Source organism: Nonomuraea sp. NPDC048916 (assembly GCF_040649575.1).
Classification (GTDB): Bacteria; Actinomycetota; Actinomycetes; order Streptosporangiales; family Streptosporangiaceae; genus Nonomuraea.
The window spans coordinates 47935-72239 of the sequence record NZ_JBEZFS010000016.1; the positions used below are offsets into that span (position 1 = coordinate 47935).

The following is a 24305-nucleotide window of genomic DNA, read 5'->3' on the forward strand; positions in this document are numbered from 1 at the left end:
GGTCACCAGACCTCTCCTTGCTTGCGCAGCGTGCGCCGGTACGCGAGCGCCAGGACGACCAGCAGCCCCAGGATGATCATGCCCCAGGCCGCCGAGCCCGAGTAGTTGCGCACCCCGGTGAAGGCCTCGCGGAAGGCGTAGGTGACCAGGATCTCGGTCTCGCTGCCGGGCCCGCCCCTGGTGACCAGGAAGATGATGGGGAACATGTTGAACGTCCAGATCGTGCCGAGCAGGATCACGGTGCTCGACACCTGCCGCAGCCCCGGCAGCGTGATCTGGGCGAATCGCTGCCACGGCGTGGCGCCGTCGACCTCGGCCGCCTCGTACAGCTCCTTGGGGATGGACTGCAGCCCGCCGAGCACGGCGATCATCATGAACGGCACGCCGATCCACACGTTGACCGCGATCACCGCGAGCTTGGCCGTGATCGGGTCGTCCAGCCAGCCGACTCCGGACAGGCCCACCGCCTTGAGCATGCCGTTGATCACGCCGTAGTCGCTGTTGTAGAGGTAGCGCCAGATGAACGCGGCGACGAAGGCCGGCACCGCCCACGGCAGGATCAGCAGCACCCGGTAGAGCGAGCGGAGGCGCAGCCTGCGGTTGAGCATCATCGCCAGGCCGAGCCCGATGCCGTAGTGGCAGCCGACGCAGACCACGGTCCACACCACGGTCCAGAGGAGCTTGTCCCAGAACACCTCGCTGGTGAGGATCGCGACGTAGTTGTCGAACCCGACGAACTCGTAACTGGAGGGGATGACGTTGACGCCGATGGTGCGGCCGATGTTGGCCTCGGTGGCGTCGGTGAGCGACAGGTAGACGCCGCGGACCAGCGGCCAGCCGATGAGCACCGCCATCACCACGAGCACCGGCGCGACCATCGCCCAGGCGTACCAGTGCCTGTTCAGCGCCCCGCGCAGCCGGCCCCGCTCGTCCCGGCGGCGCCGGCCGCGGGCGTCGCCGCCCGCGGCCGGGTCGCTGGCCGTGCTCGTCGCACGTCCAGTGGAGAGCGGCATGGGGTCAGCTCCAGTCCTTCATGATCCCGTGGTACTGCTCGTCGACCTTCTTCAGCAGGTCGGCGGGCTTGCTCTGGCCGCTGACCAGGGCCTGGTAGCCCTCCACCAGCGGCTGGAACAGCTGGCCGCCTTCGGGGATCCAGGGGCGGGCCACGGCGGTGTCCATGATCGGCTTGAAGACGGAGACGTCGGCGTTGCTCTTCACCTCGGGGGTCTCGTAGGCCGAGGTGCGGGTGGGCAGCAGCCCCAGCTCCTTGGCAATCTTCCCCTGCGCCTCGACCGTGGACATGAACCGGACGAACTCGTAGGACGCGTCCAGGTTCTTCGAGCCCGCGTAGATGGCCAGGTTCCAGCCGCCGGTGGGGGCGCCGGCCTTCACCGAGCCGGCCGGCACCGGGGCGATGCCCAGGTTGGTCTTGTCGGCGAACTCCTTGCCCTGGTAGATCTCCGACAGCGCCCACGGGCCGTTGTAGATCATCGCGGCCTTGCCGTCCTTGAGGGCGGTCATGGCGTTGGCGTAGCTGTCGGTGGTGGCCGGCTTGGGCGCCGCGCCCGAGCTGATCAGGTCGGCGACGGTCTCGATGGCCTTCACGTTGGCGGGCGAGTTCACCACGATCTTCTTATTGGCGACGTCCAGCAGGTCGCCGCCCTCGCCGTAGATGAAGGGCAGCAGGAAGTAGGAGTCCACGTTCAGCGCGAGACCGTTGACCCCGGTCTTGGCCTTGACGTCCAGCGCGACCTGCTTGAGCTCCGCGACGGTCTTGGGGGCCTCCTCGTGGCCGGCCTCCTTCAGCAGCCGCTTGTTGTAGATCAGCGCGAGGGTGTCGGTGACCTGCGGCACCGCGTAGGTCTTGTCCTGGAACTTCGTGCTGGACAGCGGGCCGGGCAGGAAGTCGTCCTGCTGGTCGACCGCACGCGTGCCGTCCAGGGGCTGCAGGTAGCCGAGCGAGGCGAACTGCGAGGTCCAGGCGACCTCGGACCGGATCACGTCGGGCGCGCCGGTGCCGGCCTGGGCGGCCGTCTGGAACTGGTTCTGCGCCTGGTCCGACGGGACGTTGACGTACTTCACCTTGATCTTCGGGTACGCCGCCTCGAACTCCTTGATCAGCGCCTGGAAGGTCGGGCCCTCGCTGTCCGGGCGGGTGGTGTCCCACCAGGTGACCTCGCCGCTGATCTGCGACGGGTCGGCGGCGGACTGGGCGGGGGTGGGTGCCGCGGTCTCGCCGCCGCCACCGCAGGCGGAGACCGCCAGGGCGAGGGCCGCAACGACTGCCGCAGCCGGGAAGGCTCGCCGCATCTCTTCTCCTCATGAACTCAAGGGGGTCCGGTCCACGGCAGGAAGAACCGGCCGGCCGGGCTGGAGTAAGCCCGGACGTTACGCCCGCACGAGCAGAATTGGAAGCTCTTACTGAAAGTTTCTGCAATCCGTTATATCGCCCGTGCACCACCAAACGCCACGGAGCGTGACAATGCCTACCCCGCAGGCGTACGACCCCGCCGATGAGATCACCGGAGCATGCCGCTCGGCAGGCCGTGCCGCGTAGGCTCCCACCACAGGTCCTGACACACGAGACCCCTGCAGCAGTTCTCCGCCCTGGCCCCGTCTGAGAGGAGGGAGGCCATCTCGAGGATGGACGTGGACGCATGAGGAAAGCGCTGGCACTCGCAGTGGGCGCGGTCGCGATCGTCGGCCTGCTGGCGATGCCGGGCCGGACGGCCGGGAACGCGCAGTGGCAACTGGGCACGCGAGCGTCATCCTTGGAGTTCAACGCCCATGTCGTCCCCATCGCGCAGGATGACGTGTGGGCGTTCGGCACGCGCAGGTTCTGGGAGTGGTCGCTGGGACCGACCGCGGTCCACTGGGACGGCGAGCGGTGGCGGGACGAGGATGTTCCAGGAGGATTCGGCACCTCCGTCATGGCCGCGGACGCCTCCTCGGCCACCAATGTCTGGCTGGTGACCAACAATGAGACAGGACAGGTCGTGTCCCGCCGGGACGGGACCCGCTGGATCACCATGCGGGCCACCGCGCCCTCGGGCGTCGCGGACATCGAGGTGCTGGGCGAGCGGGACGTCTGGCTGTTCGGTGAGGAGACCTGGCACTACACCGGGTCCGGCTGGGCCAGGGCCGACCTCCCGATGTACGTCCACCGGGCCGGCGTCCGCTCCCCTGACGACATCTGGGCCATCGGCTCGGACTCCGGCCTCGGGCGGCCGGCCGTCGCCCACTACGACGGCACCCGATGGTCGATCATCCCGATCGAGGGCAAGGGCAGCCACTTCTCGTTGAACGGCGTGAGCGCCGACACCGCCGGCGTGTGGATCACTGGCACCGTCTCCGACGACACCACCCGGACCAGCAAGCCGGTCCTGCTCCGCCGTACCGGAGACCGGTGGCAGGACGAGCCGGTCGAGAAGGTCGCCGGCCCCTGGCGAGAGACGTTCGACCCCGTCCCCGACGGACGTGGCGGACACTGGTTCCTCGGCTCCACCGACGTCAACAGCTATGACTCGGCCCTGGCACACCGATCGGCCGAGGGGGTCTGGACCCAGACGCCGGTCAGCCAGACTCCGGGCGCCGCGGAGTTCTCCACCCTGACGGGAGTGCCGGGGACCGGCCGACTTCTGGCCACCGGCAGCTTCGACGGCGTCTCCGGGATCTTCATTCACCACTCGCCTTGAAGGCCGACCGAATGGCGCCCCCTGCTCTGGCGGAACGGTCAGTACGGCGGGCCAGGCCGCCGGCGTCCACGGCGAAGCACCGGACGGCCCTTCGCGACTGCTCTCACCGGCTGATCCGGCCGCAAGAGCATCCCGCCGAGCACCACCCCACCGGGCCTCGTGCGGATGCCCGCATCATCCCAGGGCCACGATGACCTCGAGCTCGACGGGCATTCCCGCAGGCAGCGCGGCGGAGCCGAAGGCGAGCCTGCTGTGCCGTGAGGGCGCGAAGGCGATGTCGAACACCTCGGACGCGCCATCCGCGACTGCGGCGTGGTCGTGGAAGTCGGGAGAGCACGCGATGTGCACCGCCAACCGGACCACACCGGCTACCGCGGCCAAGCCGATCTCCGTGTGCACCACCGCAAGAGCGTTGAGCGCCGCCTCCGCGGCGGCGGCGCGGCCTTGAGCGGGCTCGAGATCCTCCCCTAGGCGTCCGGTCACGAGAGGTCTCCCCCCTCGCAGGGGAAGCATGCCGCTGAGGAACAGCAGACCGCCCGCGCGGACGCCGGGAACATAGGAGCCCAGTGGCCGCGGCGCGTCGGGTACTTGCAAGCCCGCCTGGTGCAGGCGCTGCAGAGGCTCGGTCAACGAAGACACCATCCTGGTGTTGAGGGGTGGGGATAGACGCTCGTACCGGTATGCGCCGCGTCGCCGGCGCGGGCGGACATGGGCTGGTCAGATCATGCGATCAGCGGTCCGATCGTATGGTCGGCTTGGCCGGGCGACCAGGGCTCGCCTAGTAGCTTGTAGTTCATGCGAGGGAAGAAGCCGTAGCGGGAACCGAGCTCCCCGCTGAGCAAGGTCATCCGTTCCACCGTGCGCGCGTTGGCGAGCCGTCCCGCGTCAAGGTAGCGAAACGGTGTTCCCTCACCTAGCCGGATGACCTGCTGCCTGGCCTCCTCGTCGTCGGAGACCACGTAGACGTCACTGGCCGTCCCGTCGAAGTCCGGGGCGTCGAAGACCTCCCACCACACGTTCTTGAACGCGCCGACGACCCTGGTCTGCGGCAGCCGCTCGGCGATCTGCTCGGCGCCGCTGGTCGTCCACGGGGTGATGAAGTCGCTGTAGTCGTGATTGAACGGGTTGGTGATGTCGATCAGAATCTTGCCGGCGAGTTGTTCACGCATCGCCTCCAGCTGATCGAGCAACCCGTCACGGATGAAGATGGCCGGTAGGACCACCGGCGCGTCGAGCGCCTCCCGGTAGCCGCCGGCGTTCAGGCGTGGATGAGCCAGCTTTGCGGTGATGTCGCGAGCGCGTTCCGTGTCGCGAGAGCCGAGGACGACGTCGTGGCCGGCTGAGCCGTACATCGCCGCGAGCCGGACTCCCATCCGTCCAGTGCCCAAAATGCCGATCTTCAACGTGGAGCTCCTTTGTCATTGAGGTGTCCGGCGTGCGGGGAACCCGAACGGCCGGAGAGGTAGTCGCAAGCCTCGTCACCGGTCGCACACAGCATAACATCGATAGATAGCTATATCTCAATATAGTTATCTTTCAGCCCTCCCTGTTACCCTGTGCCCATGAGCGAGGCTGAGCGGGCAATCGACGAGGAGGTCCTGCGTGCTCTTGCCAGCTCCACGCGGCTCGACATCCTGCGCTGGCTGAAAGATCCGGCGCGCAACTTCGGTCATCAGGAGATCGGTGACTTCGACGTCGAGGGGGTGTGCGTCTCGGTGATCCAGGACCGCGCGGGAATGTCACAGCCGGCCGTGTCCACGCATTTGAAGATCCTCTACCAGGCCAAACTCGTCACACGCCAGAAAATCGGCAACTGGCACTTCTACAAGCGTGACGAGCAGGCGATACGACGCTTTCTCGAGACATTGACCGACACGCTGTGACGGGCTCGCGAAGAGCCCGGGCGGCAGACCTGCCGCCGACGCGACCGTGGCGATCCGGTGTCCGCCGGGGCCGGCGGACATGACAGATGCGGTCTTCCTCTGGTCGGCGGGCCGGCCCGCCCGTGATCAGCGGATGCTGTAGATCCGGTAGTCGACGTGGTTGAGCGACAGTTCGTTGACGGCCATGGTGACGGTGGAGTTCAGCCACGCGTAGCTGTCGGCGCCGGTCTCGAACAGGGGCGCCGACCGGGCGTGCATCTGGTTCCAGGCGATGGTCTCGCCGGCCATCAGCCGGTTGACCGCCTCGCCCGGCAGGGTGGCGCGGCCGGTGGAGGTGACATATACCAGCTCGTCGTCGTGCGTGCGGATCGTGGCCCGGACGTCCAGCCGGGCCACGCCGTCCGTGCCGATGGTGATCCAGTCCCCGCCACCGGCGAGGAACTCCCCACGCAACCGCGGGCCGTCGACGGTCCCATGGCCGATGACCGCGATCATCCGGGTGGCGGCCGGCGTGGCGAGCGTCCGCATCGTCTGGAACTCGATGGCGAAGTCGCACAGATGCTCGACCGCGAAGGCGGTGGCGGCCGGGTCGGCGTCAAGCAGTGTCATGAGGTGCTCCCGAGCAGTTCAGGAAAAGGCCCGGAAACGCGCTGTCCGGGACACAGTCCAGCTTCGGCCGTATTGATTGGAAAAGTCAGGTCCATAGTATGACCAATGGATTTAGAGCTTGGATTTGACAAGAGACACCGGGAAGCGACGGGACGCTGAGGCCTTTCGCCATCAGATCGGAGATCCGCATGTGCCGGAGGACACCGCGGGAGTCGCGTCGACCTCGGGGAGCCAGTGCCGCCGGTCGGCCGGATCGGGCCGGCTCGCGGGTCGCAGCCGGCCGAGCAGCGTACGCAGCAGTGGGCGCGGGTTGCGGCGGTGCCAGACCACCGACCACGGCATGAGAGGTGTCGGCTCCACGATGGGGATCCGCCGCAGCCCGCTCCCGGTCGCGTCGATGCTCATCTCGCCCAGGCCGACGGCGCTCTTCTCGCGCCGGAACTGCTCGACCAGATGCCCCTGACCGATCGCGGGTTCGGTGAAGCGCAACGGGACGCCGAAGTGGCCGGCGAGGCGCCTCAGGTAGCCGCGCCATTCGCAGGCGCCCGCCGGGTCGGGCATCGCGATGCCACCCGCTCGCAGGTCGGCGGGCCGCAACTCGTTCCTGCCCGCGAGCGCGTGATCCTCCGGTACGAACGCGGCGAGCGGCTCCAGGTGAACGAGCCGATGGGTCAGTTCCTCCGGCCATGGCCCGGGCAGGTCGTGCACCCGCCCGAAGGCCGCGTCGATCTCCTGACGGCGCAGCGCCGGCAGCGCGACCGCCAGTCCTTGCCGCATGCTCACCTCCACCCGCAACCGCGGATCACGCTTGCTGGACGCGCGAACCAGGCGCAGCGGGGTGAACCGCTCGTCGTAGACATCCACGCGGAGGGGATCGTCCGTCACATGGACCGCCTCGACGGCCCGGTCGAACGCCGCCAACGCCTCCACCACCAGGGGCAGGAAACGCCGCCCGGCCGCTGTCAGCTCGATGGATCTGGTGGTCCGTTCGAACAGCGGAGTGCCCAACGCCTCCTCCAGCCTGCGGATGCGCTTCGACAGCGCCTGCTGGGTGATGAACAGCCGTGCGCCGGCTCTGCCGAAGTGCAGCTCCTCGGCGGTCGCGACGAAGGCGCGCATACCGGGAATGTCCGCGTCCATGCCGGCAGCCTGGCCTGACAACCATTGGTCGTCAATTCGGTGACGATCGTTGTTGGACAGCGCCGCCGGTGGGCGGGTTTCCTGTTCGCCTGACGTCATCGTGCGGATGAGAGCTGATGAGAGCTGATGAGAGGGGTCGAGCAGTGGAGATCGTGAAGGTTGACCGGAGACTGCACCTGCTGCGGTTGACGTTCGGGCAGGCGTACCTGTGGAACGACGACGGCGCGTTCACGCTGGTGGACACGGGGATCGCCACCTCTGGCGAGGAGATCGCCGACGCGATCAGCCGGCTCGGCGGGCGCGCGGACGCCGTACGGCAGGTCGTGCTCACCCACTACCACGAGGATCACTGCGGCGGCGCGGCGACGGTCGCGACGTGGGGAGACGTGACGGTGATGGCTCACCGGCTGGAGGCTCCGGTGATCAGGGGAGACATCCCCGCGCCGCCGCCGAACTTCACAGACGAGGAGCGGGCGCTGCACCGCAGCCTCGGCGCCCACCTGCTGCCGCCCGCCCCGCCGTGCCGCGTCGACCGCGAGCTGGAGGACGGCGACGTGCTCGACTTCGGTGGCGGGGCCCGTGTGATCGCCACCCCCGGGCACACCGCCGGCAGCATCGCCCTCCACCTGCCTGAGCACGGAGTGCTCTTCACCGGCGACACCGTGGCGCACGTGAACGGGCAGGTCATGCCGGGGGTGTTCAACATGGACCGCGACGAGACGCTCGACTCGTTCCGGCGGCTCGCGGAACTCGACGCCCGGGTGGCCTGCGTCGGCCACGGCGACCCCATCACGGGCGCCCGCGACGCGCTTCGACAGGCGGCAGGTGAGATACCGGCCTGACCCCGCCCTCGTCCGGAGGCCCGCGTAACTGTTGCCGACCACTATGAGCTCGTCCTGCACGGTCTCGATCGCGTCGACGACCACCTCGGCCTGAAGATCGTCATCGGTATTCCTCCTTGCGAAGCAGGGGCAGGACCTGGTCGGCGAACTCTTCCAGGCCCGCATCGTGGTCGTCGGTCGCCAGGCGGATCACGATGTGGCGGGCGCCGGCCGCCGCGTAGCCCGCCAACCAGCCGGCGGCGTCGCCGGCCGTTCCGGCGAACATGGCCTGGATCGACTCGACGAACTCCAATGGCGCGTTGTAGTAGCGCTCGACACCGTCGCGCAGGCGCCGGCGCGCCCTGTCCCGGTCCTCGTCCAGGCAGAGCGTCGCGTACAGGGCGGGGGTGATCGAACGAGTTGAGTCCTGCTCGATGATCCCGCGATCCTTCGCGTACATCTCCGCCGTGGGTGGATAGGGAAGCCAGCCGTCGGCGAGGCGGGCCACGCGACGCAACGCCGGCCCGCCGCCTCCCGCCAGCCAGATCGGCGGCCCTCCCGGACGCGACGGAGGAGGCGCCAGCTGTACGTTCTCGAAGGCGAAGTGCTCGCCCTTGTGCGACACCGCCTCCCCTGACCAGAGCCGTCGCATGACGCCGATGGACTCTTCCATGCGGCTGATCCGGCGGGCGAAGCCGACGCCGACCGCGGCGAACTGGGCCTCGGTGTTGGGATGCGGGAACCCGCCGCCCATGCCGGCGATCAGCCGCCCCTGCGACAACCGGTCGAGGGTGGCGAGCTGGTGCGCCAGCAGGATCGGATGGCGCAGCGCCGGCAGCAACACCGCCGTGCCGAGCGCGACCCGCTCGGTGGCCGCCGCGACGGCGGCCAGCAGCAACAGCGGATCGGCCCGCGGTCTGGTCACAGGACTGTCGCCCGCCCAGACCGCGTCCAACCCGAGGTCCTCTGCGCGCCGCGCCTGGACGACGAGCCGGCCCGGCTCGTGCTTCCCCTGAACGGCCTGGTCGCGGGTCGGCAGCAGGTAGCCGATCTCCAGTCTCGCCATCTCGCCTCCGCTCATCGTGAGGCTCTCGATCCTAGTTAACGAACTACCTGTTTTTGAAGCTAATAATTCATATTGAGTAGCTCTGGGTGTCATCGCCGTTGCCACCCTGGCCGGTCTGATCGCCGACCGCAACGCCCGCCCCGGCGGCTTCGCCTTCCAGGCGGGCCCGGGGCGAAGTCGCTGAACGGGGCCCAGCCTGGGCGGTTGCGGGCTACCGGGGCTGGGCGTGCAGGACGGTCCGATAGAAGGCGATCTGGTCGGCGAGGGCGGTCTGCCGGGTCTGCTCGTCGTGGTAGAAGCTGAAGTGCGTGCCGGGGTATCGCTTGAGCCGGCCATGCGGCGCGCGCACGGCCAGCTGCCGGGTGAGCTCCTGCGGGCTTTCCTGGTCGTGGACGGCGATGCAGACGAGCAGCGGCATGCGCAGCCGTGCGGCCCACCAGCGGGATGTAGTACGCCGGCAGGCCGAGCGCACCCCGCAGGTAGTCCAACAGGACAGCGCCGAAGATCCGCGCGCAGGTCCGCCTGCTGACCCGCGAGGTCCACGAGCTGGCGGGGGTGTCCATCGCCGGCTCCGAAGTTGCGGTAGTCGAACACCAGCGCCGCGAAGCCGGCCTCGGCCAAGCCCGCCGCATGCGGTAAAAGCCGGTCCATCGTGCTGCCGAAGCCGCCACACAGCACCACGCCCGCGGACCGTCCACCGGCTGGAGCGCCCGGCGGCAGGTAGAGGTAGCCCGCACGCTTGCCGCCATCGGATTGGAATGACACCGAGAATCGGCGAGATCGCCGGCCTGCGACTGCTCCCTCCCCCGATCCCCCAGCTGCAGCCGATCACCGAGATCATGGTCTGGACCAAACGCACCGACGGCGACCCCGGTCACCAATGACTGCGCTCTCGCCTCCTCGAACTGGCCGAGCGACAAGAACGATGACGCACGGTCATGACAAACCCGCGGGCGGTCTACCCGGGCGCGTCGCCCGCCGGGCCGATCGAAGGCGGGGCCGAGGGCAGGCCGAGGCGGGTCATCACCGCCATCGCCAGCTCGTCCGGCGGCGGCTCCGCCGACAGCACGATCCCGGACTCGTCCGGGCCGAGGGGTTCCAGGATGGCCTGCTGCGAGTCGAGGAGGCCGGCCGACATGTAGTGGCCGGTGCGGCGGGTCAACCGGTCCCGGATCAGCTCCGACGCGCCGTCGAGGTGGACGAACTCCACGTCCGGCGGGCCCTGTCTCAGGACGTCCCGGTAGGAGCGCTTGAGCGCCGAGCAGGCCAGGACCGTGGAGACGCCCTCGGCGTGCCGGGCCGCCATCCAGGAGGCCAGGTCGCGCAGCCACGGCCAGCGGTCCGCGTCGTCCAGCGGGATGCCGGCGCGCATCCGCGCCACGTTCTCCTCCGTGTGGAAGTCGTCCGCCTCGGCGAATCGCAGCCCGCTCAGCTCGCTGATCGCGTGGGCCACGGTCGTCTTGCCCACGCCCGACACGCCCATCACCACGATGTGCCGGGCGGGCGGCCGGTCACCAGTCATGGACGGTGCCGTCCTTGAGCCGGCTGAACGGCAGGTAGGCCGGCTGGTAGGGGAAGCGCGCCGCGGCCTCCTCGTCGAGCTCGACGCCGAGGCCGGGCAGCTCGCCGGGGTGCAGGTAGCCGTCGGTGAAGGTGAACGACTGCCGGAACACCTCGTCGGTCGCCGGGCCGTGCCGCATGTATTCCTGGATGCCGAAGTTGTGGATCGCCAGGTCCAGGTGGAGGGCGGCGGCCATGCCGACGGGTGAGATGTCGGTCGGGCCGTGGATGCCGGACTTGATCTGGTACTGGGCGGCGTAGTCGAGGAGCTTCCGCATGGCCGTGATCCCGCCGGTGTGGGTGACGGCGGAGCGGACGTAGTCGATGAGCTGCTCGCTGATCAGGGTCTGGTAGTCCCACACGGTGTTGAACACCTCGCCGATGGCCAGCGGGGTGGTGGTGTGCCGGCGGACCAGGCGCAGCGCCTCCTGGTTCTCCGCCGGGGTGCAGTCCTCCAGCCAGAACAGGTCATACGGTTCGAGCTCCTTGCCGAGCTTGGCCGCCTGGATGGGGGTCATCCGGTGGTGCCCGTCGTGCAGCAGCGGCAGCTCGGGGCCGAACTCGTTGCGCACCGCCTCGAAGACGCCGGGCAGGTGGCGCAGGTAGGCGCGGGTGTCCCAGTCCTCCTCGGCGGGCAGCGGGGTGCGCTGGGCCGGCTCGTAGTCGTACCGCCTGCCGCCGACGCCGGCCTGGGCGGCGACGCCGTACACGGCGTTGACGCCCGGCACGGAGGTCTGCACCCGGATCGACCGATATCCCATCTCCAGGTGCTGGCGGATCGAGTCGAACAGCTCGGGCAGGTCACGGCCGGAGGCATGCCCGTAGGCCATGATCTCGTTCCGAGAGGCGCCGCCGAGCAGCTGGTAGAGCGGCATCCCCGCGGCCTTGGCCTTGATGTCCCAGAGCGCCACGTCGACGGCCGCGATGGCGGCCATGGTGACGGGCCCCCGCCGCCAGTACGCCGAGCGGTAGAGGAACTGCCAGGTGTCCTCGATGCGGTGCGGGTCCCGTCCGATCAACAGCGGGACGACGTGGTCGGCCAGGTACGACGCGACCGGCAGCTCCCGCCCGTTGAGCGTGCCGTCACCCAGCCCGGTGATCCCGTCATCCGTCGTGATCTTGAGAGTGACGAAGTTGCGGTCGGGGCTGGTGACGATGACGTCCGCAGCGGTGATCTTCACGTGGTGCCTTTCTCGACGGAGCGTGCGGGCTATGACGTCACGGCCAGGGCGGCCAGGAAGGCGCGGGCCCGCTCCCGCAGGGCGTCCAGGTCGCCGCCGGACGCCGCGTCGCCGACCAGCGGCCCCCCGACGCCGGCGGCGATCGCGCCGGCGGCGAGGTAGCCGGGCAGCTCGGCCAGGCCCACACCGCCGACCGCGACGAACGGGAGGTGCGGGAACGGCTGCCGCAGCGCCTTCAGGTACGCCGGGCCGCCCAGCGAGGCGGGGAAGAGCTTCACCGCGGCGGCGCCCATCCGGACCGCGGTGTACGCCTCGGTCGGGGTGAGCGCGCCGGCGGCGACCGGGAGCCCCCGCCGGGCCGCCGCGCCGACGGACTCGACGACGGCGGGGGTGACGACAAACTGCGCGCCGGCCGCCGCCACGTCCGCGACGTCGGCCTCGGTGAGCACGGTGCCGGCGCCGACCAGCGAGCCGGCCGGGGCGGCGGCCCGGATCGCGGCGATGGCGTCGAGCGCGCCTGGGGTGGTCAGGGACACCTCCAGGACGCGGACGCCCTCGTCGAGCAGCGCGGCGCCGGCGGCGGCGGCGACGCCGGCGCCGCCGCCGCGGATGACCGCCAGGAGCCTGGTGGCGGCGAGGACGCCGATGAAGTCGGGTGTCATGGTCACCATTCCGCGTAGGAGCCGTCCCGGTGCCGCCAGACGGGGCTGCGCCAGGCGTGTCCTCTCTCACCGGCGGAACGGACCGCCCGCTCGTCCACCTCGATGCCCAGTCCGGGCGCGGTGAGCCGCTCGACGTGTCCGTCCACGAAGGTCAGCGGGGTCTTGTCCAGGCAGTAGTCGAGCACGTCGGCGCCGAGGTTGTAGTGGATGCCGAGGCTCTGCTCCTGGATCAGGTAGTTGGGCGTGGCGAAACCGACCTGCAGGCAGGCCGCCAGGGCGATCGGGCCGAGCGGGCAGTGCGGGGCGAGCTGCACGTCGTACACCTCGGCGAGCGCCGCGATCTTGCGTACCTCGGTGATGCCGCCGGCGTGCGAGAGGTCCGGCTGGGCGACCGCGATGCCGGCCTGGAGGACGGGCAGGAACTCCTGCCGGCTGTAGAGCCGCTCCCCAGTCGACACCGGGATGGTGGTCGAGCGGACGAACTCGCCGATGAGGTGGGAGTTCTCCGGTACGACCGGCTCCTCCAGGAACAGCGGCCGGTACGGCTCCAGCAGCGGCGCCACCCGGCGGGCGTTGGCGAGGGTGAACCGCCCGTGCAGGTCGACGGCGACGTCGCGGCCGTCGCCGAGCACCTCGCGGGCGGCGGCCACCCGGGCGACCACGCCGTCCAGCTCGGCGACCGACGCGACCGGGCTCATCCTCCCGGAGGCGTTCATCTTCACCGCGGTGAGCCCGGCCTCGACCTGGGCGGCGACGTGGTCGCGCACCTCGCCGGGCTCGTCGCCGCCGACCCAGCCGTACACTCGGATCCGGTCCCGGACCGGGCCGCCAAGCAGCTGGTGCACGGGGGCGCCGAAGTGCTTGCCGGCGATGTCCCAGAGCGCCTGGTCGAGGCCCGCCACGGCGCTCGCCAGGATCGGGCCGCCCCGGTAGAACGATCCCTTGGTCAGCACCTGCCAGTGGTCCTCGATGCGCAGCGCGTCCCGGCCGATCATCAGCTCGGCGAGCTGGTCCACGGCGGCGCGGACGGTCTCGGAGCGTCCCTCGCAGGTGGCCTCGCCCCAGCCGGCGATCCCGGAGACGGTCTCCACCCGGACGAAGAGCCAGCGGGGGGCGACGAGGAACGTCTCGACGCGGGCGATGATGGTCATCCGGTCAGCCCTTCGTCGCGCCGGCGGTGAGACCGGAGACCACGTACTTCTGCACGAACAGGGCGATCACCATGATCGGCAGAGTGACCACGGTGGTCGCGGCCATCAGGCCTCCCCAGTCGATGCTGGCGTAACCGACGAAGTCGAAGATCGCCACGGGCAGCGTCTTGGTGCCGGCGTCGGACAGCACGAGCGCGAACATGAAGTTGTTCCAGGAGAAGATGAAGGACAGGATCCCGGCGGTGGCGATGCCCGGCACGGACAGCGGCAGCGTGATGCGGCGGAACGCGCCGACGTGGGTCAGCCCGTCGACCAGCGCCGCCTCCTCCAGCTCCGTGGGCAGGCTGTCGAAGTAGCCCATCATGATGTAGACCACCAGCGGCAGCGAGACGAACATGTGGCTGATGATCAGCACCTCGTATCCGCCGACCATCCGCAGGTTGGAGAAGACGTAGTACCAGGGCACCAGGAGCGAGACGCCGGGGATGATCCGGGCCATCAGCACCACCAGCGCGGACTTCCGCATGTTGAACCGGCTCATCGAGTATGCGGCCGGCAGCCCGAGGATCAGCGACGCCACGGTGGCCGCGAACGCCACCCAGAGGCTGTTGACGATGAACGTGACGTAGTTCGCCTGCTGGAGCACCTTGCCGTAGTTGTCCAGGGTGGGCGAGAAGACCAGGGCCTTGCCCGAGTCGTAGATGTCGACGTTGGTCTTCAACGACGCGGCGACCATCCAGACCAGCGGCGCGATCAAGGTGAGCACCACGACGGTGAGCGCCACCACCCGGAACACCCGGTAAGCGAGACTGGGCCTCATCGCCGTGCCTCCTTGCGCCGGACGGTCAGGGCCCACATGGCCCCGATGATGATCAGGAAGAAGAGGATGAGGACGGTGGACGAGACGCCGTACTTGTTGTAGTCGAAGCTGAGGCCATAGGCGTACACGTTCAGGGTCTCCACCTCGTGGAACGAACCGCCGCCGCGGCCCTTGGTGGCGTAGAGGATGTCGAAGGTCTTCAGCGCGTCGATGCCGCGCAGCAGGATCGCCACGGTCACCGTGGGCATCAGCAGCGGCAGGGTGACGTGCCGGAACCGCTGCCAGGTGCTGGCGCCGTCGATCCGCGCCGCCTCCTGCGGCTCCTCCGACAGCGAGGTGAGCCCGGCGAGCAGGATCAGCACCACCATCGGCGTCCACTGCCACACGTCGATGAAGATCGTGGTGGGCAGGGCGGTGTGCTCACCGGCGAGCCACGGCTGCGGCCCGATGCCGAACCAGCCGAGGACCTGGTTGGCCATGCCGATGTTGGGGTCGAAGATGAGCCGCCACATCATGCCGACCGCGACCGGGGTGGCGACGAGCGGCAGCAGGATCGCGACCCGTACCCACTTCTGCCCCTTGAACGGCCGCCAGAGCAGCAGCGCGATCGCCATCCCGAGGACCATCTCGAACAGCAGCGCGACGCCGGTGAACGTGGCGGTCCGCCCGACGGCGGGCCAGAACCGGGTGGTGTCCGTGAGCACGTCGAGGTAGTTCTGGAAGCCCACGAACTCGCTCTCGGCGCGGACGGATCCCTCGGCGTCGGTCAGGCTGAGGTAGCCGGTCCAGGCCAGGGGGAACACGAGCAGCGCGGCGACGAAGGTCATCGCGGGCGCGGCGAACAGCCATTTGCGGTGATCGTTGACCCAGCGCACCCAGCCTGGGGTGCCTGGGGCGCCCCGCGGGGCTTCGGTGGTGATCGTTGCCATGAGGTCTCCAGGGATGAGCGGGTGGCGGGCGCCCGGCCCGCCACCCGCGCGTGCCGCTTTACTCGGCGTCCAGGAACTGCTGGAACGCGGTGTGGGCCGCCTCGGCGGAGGCCGCGGCGTCCTTGCCGGTGATCGCGTCGACGATCGGCTGGCCGACGATCTCGCGGGCCTCGGCGACCTTCACCACCAGCGGCCGGTCATGGCCCACCCCGTTCTCGGTGCTGGCCGAGATGGCCTTGGCCAGGTCTTCCGGGAAGGTCGAGATGCCCTCAGGGTCGGACCAGACGGAGGTGCGGGCGCCCGGCACGCCGGACTTCTGCTGCGCGAGGGTCTGCTCCTTGCTGGTGGCCCACTCGATGAACTTCCAGGCGTTCTCCGTGTTCTCTGAGGCGGCGTTGATGCCCAGCGCCCACGACGGGATGTTGTACGGCTTGGAGCCGGCCGGGCCGGCCGGGAACGGCGCGAAGCCGACCTGGTCCGAGACCTTGGACTTGTCCGCGTCGGTTGCGTTCTTGTAGAGCGAGTTCGCCTCGGTGTAGAAGGCGGCCTTGCCCTGGGTGAAGATCGCCATCGCCTCGGGCCAGCCCATGTCGGTGCTGACGTTCGCGGGGCCGTAGTCCTTGATCAGCCCGCCGTAGTAGGCGTACGCCTGCTTGGCCGCGTCGCTGTTGACCGCGGACTTGCCGCTCTCGTCGACGAAGTCGCCGCCGAAGCTGTAGAGGAAGCTGGAGAACTGGGTGACCGCCGCGGACTTGCCGGTACGGGCGACGAAGCCGGCGACGTCCGGCTCGACCTCCTTGATCTTGGCGGCGGCGGCCTTCAGCTCGTCGAGGGTCTTGGGCGGGGCGCTCAGGCCGGCCTTCTCGAGCAGGTCCTTGCGGTAGTAGAGGACCTCCTGCTCGGTGATGATCGGGATACCGACCGGCTTGCTCTCGTACGTGGTGGTTTGCACCGGGCCGGCCTGGAAGTCGCTGAAGTCCCAGCTCTCGGACTTCACCTGCTCCGAGAGGTCGGCCAGGTACTTGTTCCTGGCGAAGAGCTTGCCCTCCTGCAGGGGGCGGTACATCATCACGTCGATGTCGGCCGAGCCGGCGTTGAGCTTGACGTTGTACTGGTCGGAGAGCTGGTCCTCGCCGAGCTGGTTGATCTCGACCTTGAGCCCGGTCTGCTGCTCGAACTCGGGCAGCGCCTGCACGACGTTCTCCGTCCACACGTGGTTGGCCAGGGTGACCCGGACCTTGTCGCTCGCGCCGCCGCCACCGTCGCCTCCGCCGCAGGCGGACAGGCTCATGGCGACAGCCACGGCCAGAGATGTACCGATTATCGATCGACGTCGCACGTCATCTCGCCTTTCTGGCATGGCCGCCGCCCCCCGGAAGGGCGCCACACACTCTTAAACATCTGTTTAGTGCCGGGATGCTAGGCCAATAAAGATGATTTATTCAAGTCCTGATGGGGACTGATATGCTTTGCGACGTGAATCAGTCCTCCCCAGGGGGCGCGCCCACCCAGCAGTCCCTTGCCGAGGCCGGACTGCACGCACAGGTCCTCGACCATCTCGGCACCGCCATCTGCAACGGCGACATGGCCGTCGGCTTCGTCCTGAGCATCGAGGACCTGGTCGACCGCTACCAGGTCTCCCGCTCGGTGATCCGCGAGGTGCTGCGGGTGCTCGCGTCGATGGGTCTCATCGAGACCCGGCGCCGAGTCGGGATCATGATCCAGCCCGCCGGGGCGTGGAGCGTCTTCGATCCGCAGGTGATCCGCTGGCGGCTCGCCTCGAAAGGGCGGATGGCGCAGATGCGCTCGATCACCGAATTGCGGACCGCGATCGAACCACACGCCGCCTGGCTGGCCGCCGAGCGGATCGACGGCGACGAGGCGAGCGAGCTGGTGGGGCTCGCCGCCAAGATGTGGGCCGCGGGGAAGGCCGGCGACGAGGCGCGCTTCCTCAGCCTGGACATCGACTTCCACCGGCGGGTGCTGGTCGCGTCCGGCAACGAGATGTTCGCCAAGCTGCAACTGATCGTCGCCGAGGTGCTCGCCGGCCGTCACCACTACCACCTGATGCCCCACTACCCGCACGAGCAGGCGCTGCAGCTCCACATCGACGTGGCCCAGGCGCTCCAGCGGGGGGACGGCGAGCGGGCCAGGGAGGCCATGGTGGGGATCATGGAGCAGGGCTTCGCCGAGATGAGGTCCATGTGGGAGCGTGCCGCTGAGCCGGGCGGAGCGTGACCGGTGGTCGGCCTCCTCGACACCGCCGCCCGCCGGGGACCTCAGTTGAGCTGCCAGATGGCGAAGTTCAGCGCCGCCGACCCGGGCACCGCACCGCCGCACAGAGCCGGTCGCATCGTCGCCGGCCGCACTCGCCTGGCTCGCCCTCCGGGTGCCTACGGCATGCCGCCGGCCACGCTGCTCACCTCGATCACAGGTGCCGTTTCACGCTGTCTATGGCAATCGATCTGAGCCCGCCATGGCCGCGCGCCACTCAAGATCCGAACTCCCTACAGGCCCTAAGTCAACGGGACGGGCACGCGGGCTCCACTCGGACGATGCGTCCGTCGATCGTGGCGCACCAGGTCGAGCTCACAGACGCCCCCCGTTCCCTCCAGCTGATCAACGAGCCCGCTGCCGACGGGATGCACGGAGGGAAACCCGAGGAACGCCCCCAGGCCTGCCTGACATCTGGTGCGGGGTCGCTGCAGCGACCGGCTGGTGCCGTGGGGCGGACTGAAACAATCCGGCACCGCGCGCGACAAGTCCCTGCACGCCATCGGTGAATACACCGTCCCCAAGGCGACCTGGATCCAGACCCGGTCACCGCGAGCCCTCCTCGAGGAGCGACGCGGCCAGGTGAGCCGAGACGATCGTGGGACGTCACCAGCCTCAGGCCCGCACTGGCAATGACGCCCAGAGCTACCGTAAATTGAATTACTAGCTTCAAAAACAGGTAGTTCGTCCAGCGCGCCGTTGGGCGTCCGCCGCTGGCCTTGTCAGGGCGAGCACGACGCCGTGGTGCGGCGGGTTGTGGGTGTACCCGCCGTCGGCGGGCGTCGACGGCGATCTCCATGATGGACTGCTTGTCCAGGTCCTCGGTCGCAAGCGGCACCGCACAGCACTCCCGTGATCACAAGGGACCAACTCGACGTTACCGGCTCACGGGAGGGCCTGCCTCGTCCGTTCTCTTCCGGGCGGTCAACGAGCCCGGCTGCCGGCAGGCGCGATCGATCTTCGCGCGGTACCGGCGCGGGGCCCTGACGGAACAGTGCTCTGGACGTCCTTCAGGGCCGGCAGCCGAGCGCGGGCGCGTTCAGCGAACGGGCAGGCCGGTGACGGCGCGGCCGATGATCAGCCGCTGGATCTCCGACGTGCCCTCGAAGATGGTGTAGATCTTGGCGTCGCGGTGGAAGCGTTCGACCGGATGGTCCCGGGTGTAGCCGGCGCCGCCCAGGATCTGGATGGCCTGCTCGGTCACCCAGACCGCCGTCTCTCCCGCCACCAGCTTGGACATCGACCCCTCGGCCTGCTCGAACCGCCGGCCGTTCCTGGCCATCCAGGCGGCGCGCCAGGTCAGCAGGCGGGCCATGTCCACCCGGGTGGCCATCTCGGCCAGCAGGAAGGCGATGGCCTGGTTCTCGCCGATCTTGCGGCCGAACTGTTCCCGTTCGCAGGCGTAGTCACGGGCGTACTCGTAGGCGGCGCGGGCGATGCCGACGGCCATCGCGGCCACCACGGGGCGGGTGGTCTCGAAGGTGCGCAGGGCGCCCTGGGCTCCGGCGCGTTCGCCGTTGCGGGCCTTGGCGAGCCGGGCGTCGAGTTTGTCCTGGCCGCCGAGCAGGCAGGAGCCGGGCACGCGGACGTTGTCCAGGACGACCTCGGCGGTGTGCGAGGCGCGGATGCCGTGTTTCCTGAACTTCTGGCCCATCGACAGCCCGGGGGTGCCGGGCGGGATGACGAAGGTCGCCTGGCCCCGGGTGCCGAGGGCGGGGTCGACGGAGGCGACGACGAGGTGGACGTCGGCGATGCCGCCGTTGGTGGCCCAGGTCTTGACGCCGTTGATGATCCAGTCGCCGCCGTCGGGGACGGCGCGGGTGCGGATGGAGCCGACGTCGGATCCGGCGTCCGGCTCGGAGGCGCAGAAGGCGCCCAGTTTGACGTCGTTCTCCGTGCCGAACATCTGCGGCAGCCATTCGCCCATCTGCTCCGGCGTGCCGTTGGCCGAGAGCGCGGCGGCGGCCAGGCCGGTGCCGACGATGGACAGGCCGATGCCGGCGTCGCCCCAGAAGATCTCCTCGAACGCCACGGGCAGAGCCAGCCCGCTCTCCTCGAACCACTGGGTGGCGAAGAAGTCGAGGGAGTAGAGGCCGATCTTGGCGGCCTCCTGGATGACGGGCCAGGGGGTCTCCTCGCGCTCGTCCCATTCGGCCCCGGCGGGGCGGACCACATCGCGGGCGAACGCGTGCACCCAGTCGCGCACCTCGCTCACGTCACCGCTGAGTTCCGGACAAAAGCCGCTCATGCCCGCGCTCCCTGATATATCCGTTTCAGCCCGTGGGCGATCGCCCGGGCGCACCCCGAAGTCACACCCACCGACGCGGTGAGCGTTACCTGGGCAATAACTTACCGATGGGTAGCCACCACCGGAAGCCGCGGGGGTGTCAGGAGGTCACGGTGGCCATCGGCGGGCGTTCGGCGATGGAGACGTCTCTGGTCACCACGTCGTGGCCGCCGTCCTTCCGGCGGAACTGCGCGAGCCGTACGGCGGGATCCTGGAACGCCTGGATCTTCCCCTGCCGCTCCAGCCGGGACCACGCCGCGAGCATGATCTGCGCCGCCATCCCGCCCAGAGCCTCCGTGGACTGCGGCGAGTGCGCGCGCGAGCCCAGGTCGACCTGGGCCAGCCCGTCGAGCCCGACCAGGTCCAGCAGGTCGATCAGCAGCCCGATCTCCACTCCGTAGCCGGTGACGAACGGCACCCGTTCGAGCGCGGAGCGGCGCCCGGCGTACTCGCCCGCCAGCGGCTGGACGAACCCGGCCAGCTCGGGCCAGTGCAGGTTGATCAGCGGCCGGGCGACCAGCTCCGTGACACGCCCGCCGCCGTTGGGGACGCCGCCCAGCGGGCGGTCATAGCACCCCTTGACGTACGCGACTCCCGGATCGGCCAGCAGCGGCCCGAGCAGCCCGGTCACCAGGGAGGCGCGGAAGTCACGGATGTCGGCGTCGACGAACGCCAGGATGTCGCCCGAGGTGACGGCCAGCGACTTCCACAGCGCCTCGCCCTTGCCGTCGAGCGGCTTGAGGTGCGGCAGGATGTCGTCCTGGGCGTGCACCCGCGCCCCCGCCCGGGCGGCCACCACGGCGGTGTCGTCGGTGGAGCGCGAGTCGATCACCACGATCTCGTCGACGAGCCCCGACAGCTCCCGCCGGATCACCCCGACGATCTCGGCCACGGTCTCGCGCTCGTCGCGGGCCGGCAGGACGACACTGATCGAGGTGTCACCCTTGGCCTCGGCCAGCGCGCCGATCGGCCAGTCGGCGGCCGACGAGGTGCGGTGACGCAACCAGGCACGCACTTCGGGCAGCACGCACCCCTCCCCCTTCGACGCCACGTCCCAAAGCTTAGGGTGTGGTCCCGATCAGCTCGTCACCGCGTGCCGTTCGAGGAAGGTGTAGACGTCGGCCTCGTCCACGCCGGGGAACGAGCCGGGCGGCAGCGCGGCCAGCACGTGGGAGTTGCCCCGGGCCGACGGCCAGGCGTAGCCCTCCCAGCGTTCGGCCAGTTCGGTGGGCGGACGGCGGCAGCAGTCGCCGTTGGGGCAGTTGGACTTGGTGCGATGGGTGGTCTCGCGCCCGCGGAACCAGCGCGACTCCTTGAACGGCACGCCCAGCGTGATCGCGAAGTCCCGCTCACGCGAGGGATCGACGTGCGCGACGCAGAAGTACGTGCCGGTGGGCGAGTCGGAGTACTGGTAGAAGACGGAGAAGCGGTCGGGCGAGGCGAACACCTGCCGGCCCGACCACTGCAGGCACATCCGCTGACCCTCGATCGCGCCCTGCTCGTCGGCGGGGAAGACGATGCCGTCGTTCTCGTAGGCCTTGTAGATGATGCCGCCGGCGTCGTTGCGGACGAAGTGGCAGACCAGGTCGAGGTGGTGGGTGGCCAGGTTGGTGAAGCGGTGGGCGGCCATCTCGTAGGAGACGGCGAACACGTCGCGCAGGTCCTCCACCGACAGCGCCCGGTCGGCCTTGGCCTCCCGCAGGTAGAGCGCCGCGGCCTTCTCGGGGACGAGCACGGCGGCGGCGAAGTAGTTGGCCTCGGTCCGCTGGCGCAGGAAGTCGGCGAAGTCGCGCGGCTTGTCGTGGCCGAGCGCGAGGTGGCCCAGGGTCTGCAGCAGGATCGTGCGCGGGGTGTGCATGCCGAGCTGCTCGTGTTTGACGTAGATGCGGCGGTTGCGCAGGTCGGTGATGGAACGGACCGATCGTGGCAGATCCTGCGCGGTGTGCACGGTGTAACCGAAGTGGGTGACGAGGCTCTGGATCGTGCTCTGAGACAGGGCGCCGGTGCGGTAGCCGACGGAGTTGAGCGCCTCGGCCGCGGCCTTCTCGATCTCGGGGAAGTAGTTGCCCACTTCGCGCTGCATGCGCCGCAGCTCGGCGTTGGCGGCCCTGGCCTCTTCGGGGGTGGCGGTGCCCCTGGCCTGTCTCGCGCGCAGCTCGCCGTACAGGCCGAGGAGGTGTTCGAGAACGTCGTTCGGCACTCGCGCGGAGACCTTGAGCCGGGGCAGGCCGAGCGCCGCGTAGATGGGATCGCGCTGCGCCTCCTCCAGCGCGATCTCGAGCTGGGCGCGCCGGTTGGGCGGCTGACGGCGCAGCAGCTCCTCGACGGGCACGCCCAGGGCGCCGGCCAGCGACTTGAGCAGCGACAGCTTCGGCTCGCGCTTGCCGTTCTCGAGCAGCGACAGCTGGCTGGGCGCGCGGCTGACGCGGGTGCCCAGGTCGGAAAGGGTCAGGCCGCGCTGTTTGCGCAGGTGGCGAAGGCGCTGCCCAAACGCGATGAGATCGAGCTCCTGCGTCAAAGACAGCGGTTCTTCTCCTAGCAAGGACGCCATGCGGGCATCTTAGTCGGAAATTCTGACTATTTTCCAGATGTCCGCCTCCACCTCCGGGCGGCGACACGGACACGACAGAGGGCGCCCATCCGCGCGGGCCGTGTCACATGAATGGTCTAGTCCATCGGGAAAACTCTCGTTTTCTTCTCCACTGAATACCGATGAGTCTTGCCCTGAGAAGAAGTTTTGCGTTTCTTCTACACCCTCACCACTGTTGGTCGCCCCCTCTCCGGGCACAGACTCGGCACAAGCCCCAGGGGACGACAAAGGAGTAGAAACATGGACGATCGCCTCAAGGGAGCTGCTGAGCAGCTGCAGAACGAATGGGACAACGACCCTCGCTGGGAGGGCATCGAGCGCACCTACAGCGCCGAAGACGTGGTCCGGTTGCGGGGCAGCGTCCAGGAGGAGCACACCCTGGCCAGGCTCGGCGCCGAACGTCTGTGGCAACTCCTGCACACCGAGGACTACGTGCACGCGCTGGGCGCGCTGACCGGCAACCAGGCGGTGCAGCAGGTGAAGGCCGGCCTCCAGGCCATCTACCTGTCCGGCTGGCAGGTCGCCGCCGATGCCAACCTGGGCGGCCAGACCTACCCCGACCAGAGCCTGTACCCGGCCAACTCGGTCCCCGCCGTGGTCCGCCGGATCAACAACGCGTTGCTCCGCGCCGACCAGATCAGCTGGTCCGAGGGCGAGTCCCGGCAGTGGCTGGCGCCGATCGTGGCCGACGCCGAGGCCGGATTCGGCGGTGTGCTGAACGCCTTCGAGCTGATGAAGGGCATGATCGCCGCCGGCGCGGCGGGCGTGCACTGGGAGGACCAGCTGGCCTCCGAGAAGAAGTGCGGCCACCTGGGCGGCAAGGTGCTGATCCCGACCGGCCAGCACATCAAGACGCTCAACGCCGCCCGGCTCGCCGCCGACGTGGCCGGCGTCCCGTCACTGATCATCGCGCGGACCGACGCTCAGGCCGCGACGCTCCTGACCAGCGACGTGGACCCCCGCGACCAGCGCTTCACCACCGGCGACCGCACCGCCGAGGGCTTCTACCGGGTGCGCAACGGCGTCGAGGCCTGCATCGCGCGCGGCCTCGCCTACGCGCCGCACTCCGAGCTGCTCTGGATGGAGACCGGCACGCCGGACCTCGACGTGGCCCGCGAGTTCGCCGAGGCGATCAAGGCCGAGTACCCCGACCAGATGCTCGCCTACAACTGCTCGCCGTCCTTCAACTGGAAGAAGCACCTCGACGACTCCACCATCGCCAAGTTCCAGAAGGAACTGGGGCACATGGGGTACAAGTTCCAGTTCATCACGCTGGCGGGCTTCCACTCGCTGAACTACTCCATGTTCGACCTGGCCCAGGGCTACGCCGCCGACGGCATGACCGCCTACGTCGAGCTGCAGGAGGCGGAGTTCGCGGCCGAGTCGCGCGGCTACACCGCCACCCGCCACCAGCGCGAGGTCGGCACCGGCTACTTCGACCTGATCAGCACGGCCGTCGCGCCCGACTCCTCGACGACCGCGCTCAAGGGCTCCACGGAAGAGGAGCAGTTCACCTCAGCTCACTGACACTCCCGACTCGCCGGCCACCACCAGGGCATGGGTAGGTTCCCCCGGCGACGGAGGGCCGCGCCGGCTCCCCCCGGCCTGGCGCGGCCCTTTCTTCCTGTCCAGGCGTC

24 protein-coding genes are annotated in these 24305 nt (G+C 69.3%); 6 read left to right on the plus strand and 18 right to left on the minus strand.

Annotation, left to right across the window (positions count from 1 at the left end; translation table 11 throughout):
* Positions 1–2: 2 nt before the first annotated feature.
* Together AB0C16_RS19025 and AB0C16_RS19030 are read right to left on the minus strand one after the other, a co-directional pair.
* A complete protein-coding gene (locus AB0C16_RS19025; RefSeq protein WP_357684524.1) occupies positions 3–1013 on the minus strand; it encodes a sugar ABC transporter permease in 1011 nt (336 codons plus the stop codon).
* A gap of 4 nt (positions 1014–1017) precedes the next feature.
* Entirely contained in the window at positions 1018–2310 is a 1293-nt protein-coding gene (locus AB0C16_RS19030) for an extracellular solute-binding protein (RefSeq protein ID WP_357684526.1), read from the minus strand.
* 347 nt (positions 2311–2657) lie between these two features.
* On the opposite strand from AB0C16_RS19030, the gene AB0C16_RS19035 reads away from it, so the two are divergent.
* Positions 2658–3695: a hypothetical protein gene (locus AB0C16_RS19035; RefSeq protein ID WP_357684528.1), complete on the plus strand. Its 1038-nt coding sequence runs from the start codon at positions 2658–2660 to the stop codon at positions 3693–3695.
* A 174-nt stretch (positions 3696–3869) separates the two neighbouring features.
* Here the strand turns inward: AB0C16_RS19035 and AB0C16_RS19040 are convergent, their stop codons facing one another.
* Both AB0C16_RS19040 and AB0C16_RS19045 read right to left on the minus strand, forming a co-directional pair.
* The gene (locus AB0C16_RS19040; RefSeq protein WP_357684530.1) at positions 3870–4337 is read right to left on the minus strand and encodes a RidA family protein; all 468 of its coding nucleotides are present in this window, start codon (positions 4335–4337) and stop codon (positions 3870–3872) included.
* Between the two features lie 80 nt (positions 4338–4417).
* On the minus strand, positions 4418–5098 hold the full coding sequence (locus AB0C16_RS19045) for an NAD(P)-binding domain-containing protein (protein WP_357684532.1): 681 nt from the start codon (positions 5096–5098) through the stop codon (positions 4418–4420).
* Between the two features lie 159 nt (positions 5099–5257).
* On the opposite strand from AB0C16_RS19045, the gene AB0C16_RS19050 reads away from it, so the two are divergent.
* On the plus strand, positions 5258–5578 hold the full coding sequence (locus tag AB0C16_RS19050; protein WP_357684534.1) for a metalloregulator ArsR/SmtB family transcription factor: 321 nt from the start codon (positions 5258–5260) through the stop codon (positions 5576–5578).
* Between the two features lie 126 nt (positions 5579–5704).
* Here AB0C16_RS19050 and AB0C16_RS19055 read toward each other — a convergent pair whose 3' ends face one another.
* Positions 5705–6187, minus strand: a complete 483-nt coding sequence (locus AB0C16_RS19055) for a DUF3237 domain-containing protein (protein ID WP_357684536.1) — start codon at positions 6185–6187, stop codon at positions 5705–5707.
* 171 nt (positions 6188–6358) lie between these two features.
* Positions 6359–7327 (minus strand): LysR family transcriptional regulator, encoded by a 969-nt coding sequence (locus tag AB0C16_RS19060; protein ID WP_357684538.1) that lies wholly within the window; start codon positions 7325–7327, stop codon positions 6359–6361.
* 152 nt (positions 7328–7479) lie between these two features.
* On the opposite strand from AB0C16_RS19060, the gene AB0C16_RS19065 reads away from it, so the two are divergent.
* The gene (locus AB0C16_RS19065) at positions 7480–8169 is read left to right on the plus strand and encodes an MBL fold metallo-hydrolase (protein ID WP_357684540.1); all 690 of its coding nucleotides are present in this window, start codon (positions 7480–7482) and stop codon (positions 8167–8169) included.
* A gap of 100 nt (positions 8170–8269) precedes the next feature.
* Here the strand turns inward: AB0C16_RS19065 and AB0C16_RS19070 are convergent, their stop codons facing one another.
* The gene (locus AB0C16_RS19070; RefSeq protein ID WP_357684541.1) at positions 8270–9214 is read right to left on the minus strand and encodes an LLM class flavin-dependent oxidoreductase; all 945 of its coding nucleotides are present in this window, start codon (positions 9212–9214) and stop codon (positions 8270–8272) included.
* 211 nt (positions 9215–9425) lie between these two features.
* Entirely contained in the window at positions 9426–9632 is a 207-nt protein-coding gene (locus AB0C16_RS19075; RefSeq protein WP_357684543.1) for a hypothetical protein, read from the minus strand.
* 340 nt (positions 9633–9972) lie between these two features.
* On the opposite strand from AB0C16_RS19075, the gene AB0C16_RS19080 reads away from it, so the two are divergent.
* Positions 9973–10098 (plus strand): hypothetical protein, encoded by a 126-nt coding sequence (locus tag AB0C16_RS19080; RefSeq protein ID WP_357684545.1) that lies wholly within the window; start codon positions 9973–9975, stop codon positions 10096–10098.
* 74 nt (positions 10099–10172) lie between these two features.
* On the opposite strand, the gene AB0C16_RS19085 is transcribed toward AB0C16_RS19080, so the two are convergent.
* From AB0C16_RS19085 to AB0C16_RS19115, 7 genes are read right to left on the minus strand one after another with little or no spacing between them, the layout of a single operon-like run.
* Positions 10173–10736 carry a gluconokinase gene (locus AB0C16_RS19085; RefSeq protein ID WP_357684547.1) on the minus strand — a complete coding sequence of 188 codons (564 nt, stop codon included), beginning with the start codon at positions 10734–10736 and terminating at the stop codon, positions 10173–10175.
* A complete protein-coding gene (gene manD / locus AB0C16_RS19090) occupies positions 10726–11955 on the minus strand; it encodes a D-mannonate dehydratase ManD (protein ID WP_357684549.1) in 1230 nt (409 codons plus the stop codon). The genes AB0C16_RS19085 and manD overlap by 11 nt, the downstream gene beginning before the upstream one ends.
* 29 nt (positions 11956–11984) lie before the next feature.
* A complete protein-coding gene (locus tag AB0C16_RS19095) occupies positions 11985–12617 on the minus strand; it encodes a bifunctional 4-hydroxy-2-oxoglutarate aldolase/2-dehydro-3-deoxy-phosphogluconate aldolase (RefSeq protein ID WP_357684551.1) in 633 nt (210 codons plus the stop codon).
* A 2-nt stretch (positions 12618–12619) separates the two neighbouring features.
* Entirely contained in the window at positions 12620–13768 is a 1149-nt protein-coding gene (dgoD, locus tag AB0C16_RS19100) for a galactonate dehydratase (RefSeq protein WP_357684553.1), read from the minus strand.
* A gap of 4 nt (positions 13769–13772) precedes the next feature.
* Entirely contained in the window at positions 13773–14588 is an 816-nt protein-coding gene (locus tag AB0C16_RS19105; protein ID WP_357684554.1) for a carbohydrate ABC transporter permease, read from the minus strand.
* Complete coding sequence (locus AB0C16_RS19110; protein WP_357684556.1) at positions 14585–15517, minus strand: sugar ABC transporter permease; 933 nt, start codon at positions 15515–15517, stop codon at positions 14585–14587. Before AB0C16_RS19110 ends, AB0C16_RS19105 begins: the two co-directional genes overlap by 4 nt.
* Positions 15518–15575: 58 nt before the next feature.
* A complete protein-coding gene (locus AB0C16_RS19115; protein WP_357684558.1) occupies positions 15576–16820 on the minus strand; it encodes a sugar ABC transporter substrate-binding protein in 1245 nt (414 codons plus the stop codon).
* A 173-nt stretch (positions 16821–16993) separates the two neighbouring features.
* On the opposite strand from AB0C16_RS19115, the gene AB0C16_RS19120 reads away from it, so the two are divergent.
* A complete protein-coding gene (locus tag AB0C16_RS19120) occupies positions 16994–17755 on the plus strand; it encodes an FCD domain-containing protein (RefSeq protein WP_357684560.1) in 762 nt (253 codons plus the stop codon).
* A 1075-nt stretch (positions 17756–18830) separates the two neighbouring features.
* On the opposite strand, the gene AB0C16_RS19125 is transcribed toward AB0C16_RS19120, so the two are convergent.
* The 3 genes from AB0C16_RS19125 to AB0C16_RS19135 all read right to left on the minus strand — a co-directional run bounded on the left by AB0C16_RS19125 (position 18831) and on the right by AB0C16_RS19135 (position 22596).
* Complete coding sequence (locus tag AB0C16_RS19125) at positions 18831–20039, minus strand: acyl-CoA dehydrogenase family protein (RefSeq protein WP_357684562.1); 1209 nt, start codon at positions 20037–20039, stop codon at positions 18831–18833.
* Positions 20040–20178: 139 nt separating this feature from the next.
* Positions 20179–21105: a glucosyl-3-phosphoglycerate synthase gene (locus AB0C16_RS19130; RefSeq protein WP_357684732.1), complete on the minus strand. Its 927-nt coding sequence runs from the start codon at positions 21103–21105 to the stop codon at positions 20179–20181.
* Between the two features lie 51 nt (positions 21106–21156).
* Entirely contained in the window at positions 21157–22596 is a 1440-nt protein-coding gene (locus AB0C16_RS19135) for a helix-turn-helix domain-containing protein (protein WP_357684734.1), read from the minus strand.
* A gap of 312 nt (positions 22597–22908) precedes the next feature.
* Here AB0C16_RS19135 and aceA point away from each other — a divergent pair, with 312 nt between their 5' ends.
* A complete protein-coding gene (gene aceA / locus AB0C16_RS19140; RefSeq protein WP_357684564.1) occupies positions 22909–24195 on the plus strand; it encodes an isocitrate lyase in 1287 nt (428 codons plus the stop codon).
* Positions 24196–24305 lie beyond the last annotated feature (110 nt).

Excerpts from the sequence above, each read along its gene's own strand:
- AB0C16_RS19055 (WP_357684536.1), bottom strand. The coding sequence starts at position 6,187 with ATGACACTGCTTGACGCCGACCCGGCCGCCACCGCCTTCGCGGTCGAG.
- AB0C16_RS19050 (WP_357684534.1), top strand. The coding sequence starts at position 5,258 with ATGAGCGAGGCTGAGCGGGCAATCGACGAGGAGGTCCTGCGTGCTCTT.
- AB0C16_RS19075 (WP_357684543.1), bottom strand. The coding sequence starts at position 9,632 with ATGCCGCTGCTCGTCTGCATCGCCGTCCACGACCAGGAAAGCCCGCAG.
- AB0C16_RS19095 (WP_357684551.1), bottom strand. The coding sequence starts at position 12,617 with ATGACACCCGACTTCATCGGCGTCCTCGCCGCCACCAGGCTCCTGGCG.
- AB0C16_RS19125 (WP_357684562.1), bottom strand. The coding sequence starts at position 20,039 with ATGAGCGGCTTTTGTCCGGAACTCAGCGGTGACGTGAGCGAGGTGCGC.
- AB0C16_RS19085 (WP_357684547.1), bottom strand. The coding sequence starts at position 10,736 with ATGACTGGTGACCGGCCGCCCGCCCGGCACATCGTGGTGATGGGCGTG.
- AB0C16_RS19070 (WP_357684541.1), bottom strand. The coding sequence starts at position 9,214 with ATGGCGAGACTGGAGATCGGCTACCTGCTGCCGACCCGCGACCAGGCC.
- AB0C16_RS19060 (WP_357684538.1), bottom strand. The coding sequence starts at position 7,327 with ATGGACGCGGACATTCCCGGTATGCGCGCCTTCGTCGCGACCGCCGAG.
- aceA (WP_357684564.1), top strand. The coding sequence starts at position 22,909 with ATGGACGATCGCCTCAAGGGAGCTGCTGAGCAGCTGCAGAACGAATGG.
- dgoD (WP_357684553.1), bottom strand. The coding sequence starts at position 13,768 with ATGACCATCATCGCCCGCGTCGAGACGTTCCTCGTCGCCCCCCGCTGG.
- AB0C16_RS19105 (WP_357684554.1), bottom strand. The coding sequence starts at position 14,588 with ATGAGGCCCAGTCTCGCTTACCGGGTGTTCCGGGTGGTGGCGCTCACC.
- AB0C16_RS19030 (WP_357684526.1), bottom strand. The coding sequence starts at position 2,310 with ATGCGGCGAGCCTTCCCGGCTGCGGCAGTCGTTGCGGCCCTCGCCCTG.
- AB0C16_RS19110 (WP_357684556.1), bottom strand. The coding sequence starts at position 15,517 with ATGGCAACGATCACCACCGAAGCCCCGCGGGGCGCCCCAGGCACCCCA.
- AB0C16_RS19040 (WP_357684530.1), bottom strand. The coding sequence starts at position 4,337 with ATGGTGTCTTCGTTGACCGAGCCTCTGCAGCGCCTGCACCAGGCGGGC.
- AB0C16_RS19080 (WP_357684545.1), top strand. The coding sequence starts at position 9,973 with ATGACACCGAGAATCGGCGAGATCGCCGGCCTGCGACTGCTCCCTCCC.
- AB0C16_RS19025 (WP_357684524.1), bottom strand. The coding sequence starts at position 1,013 with ATGCCGCTCTCCACTGGACGTGCGACGAGCACGGCCAGCGACCCGGCC.
- AB0C16_RS19035 (WP_357684528.1), top strand. The coding sequence starts at position 2,658 with ATGAGGAAAGCGCTGGCACTCGCAGTGGGCGCGGTCGCGATCGTCGGC.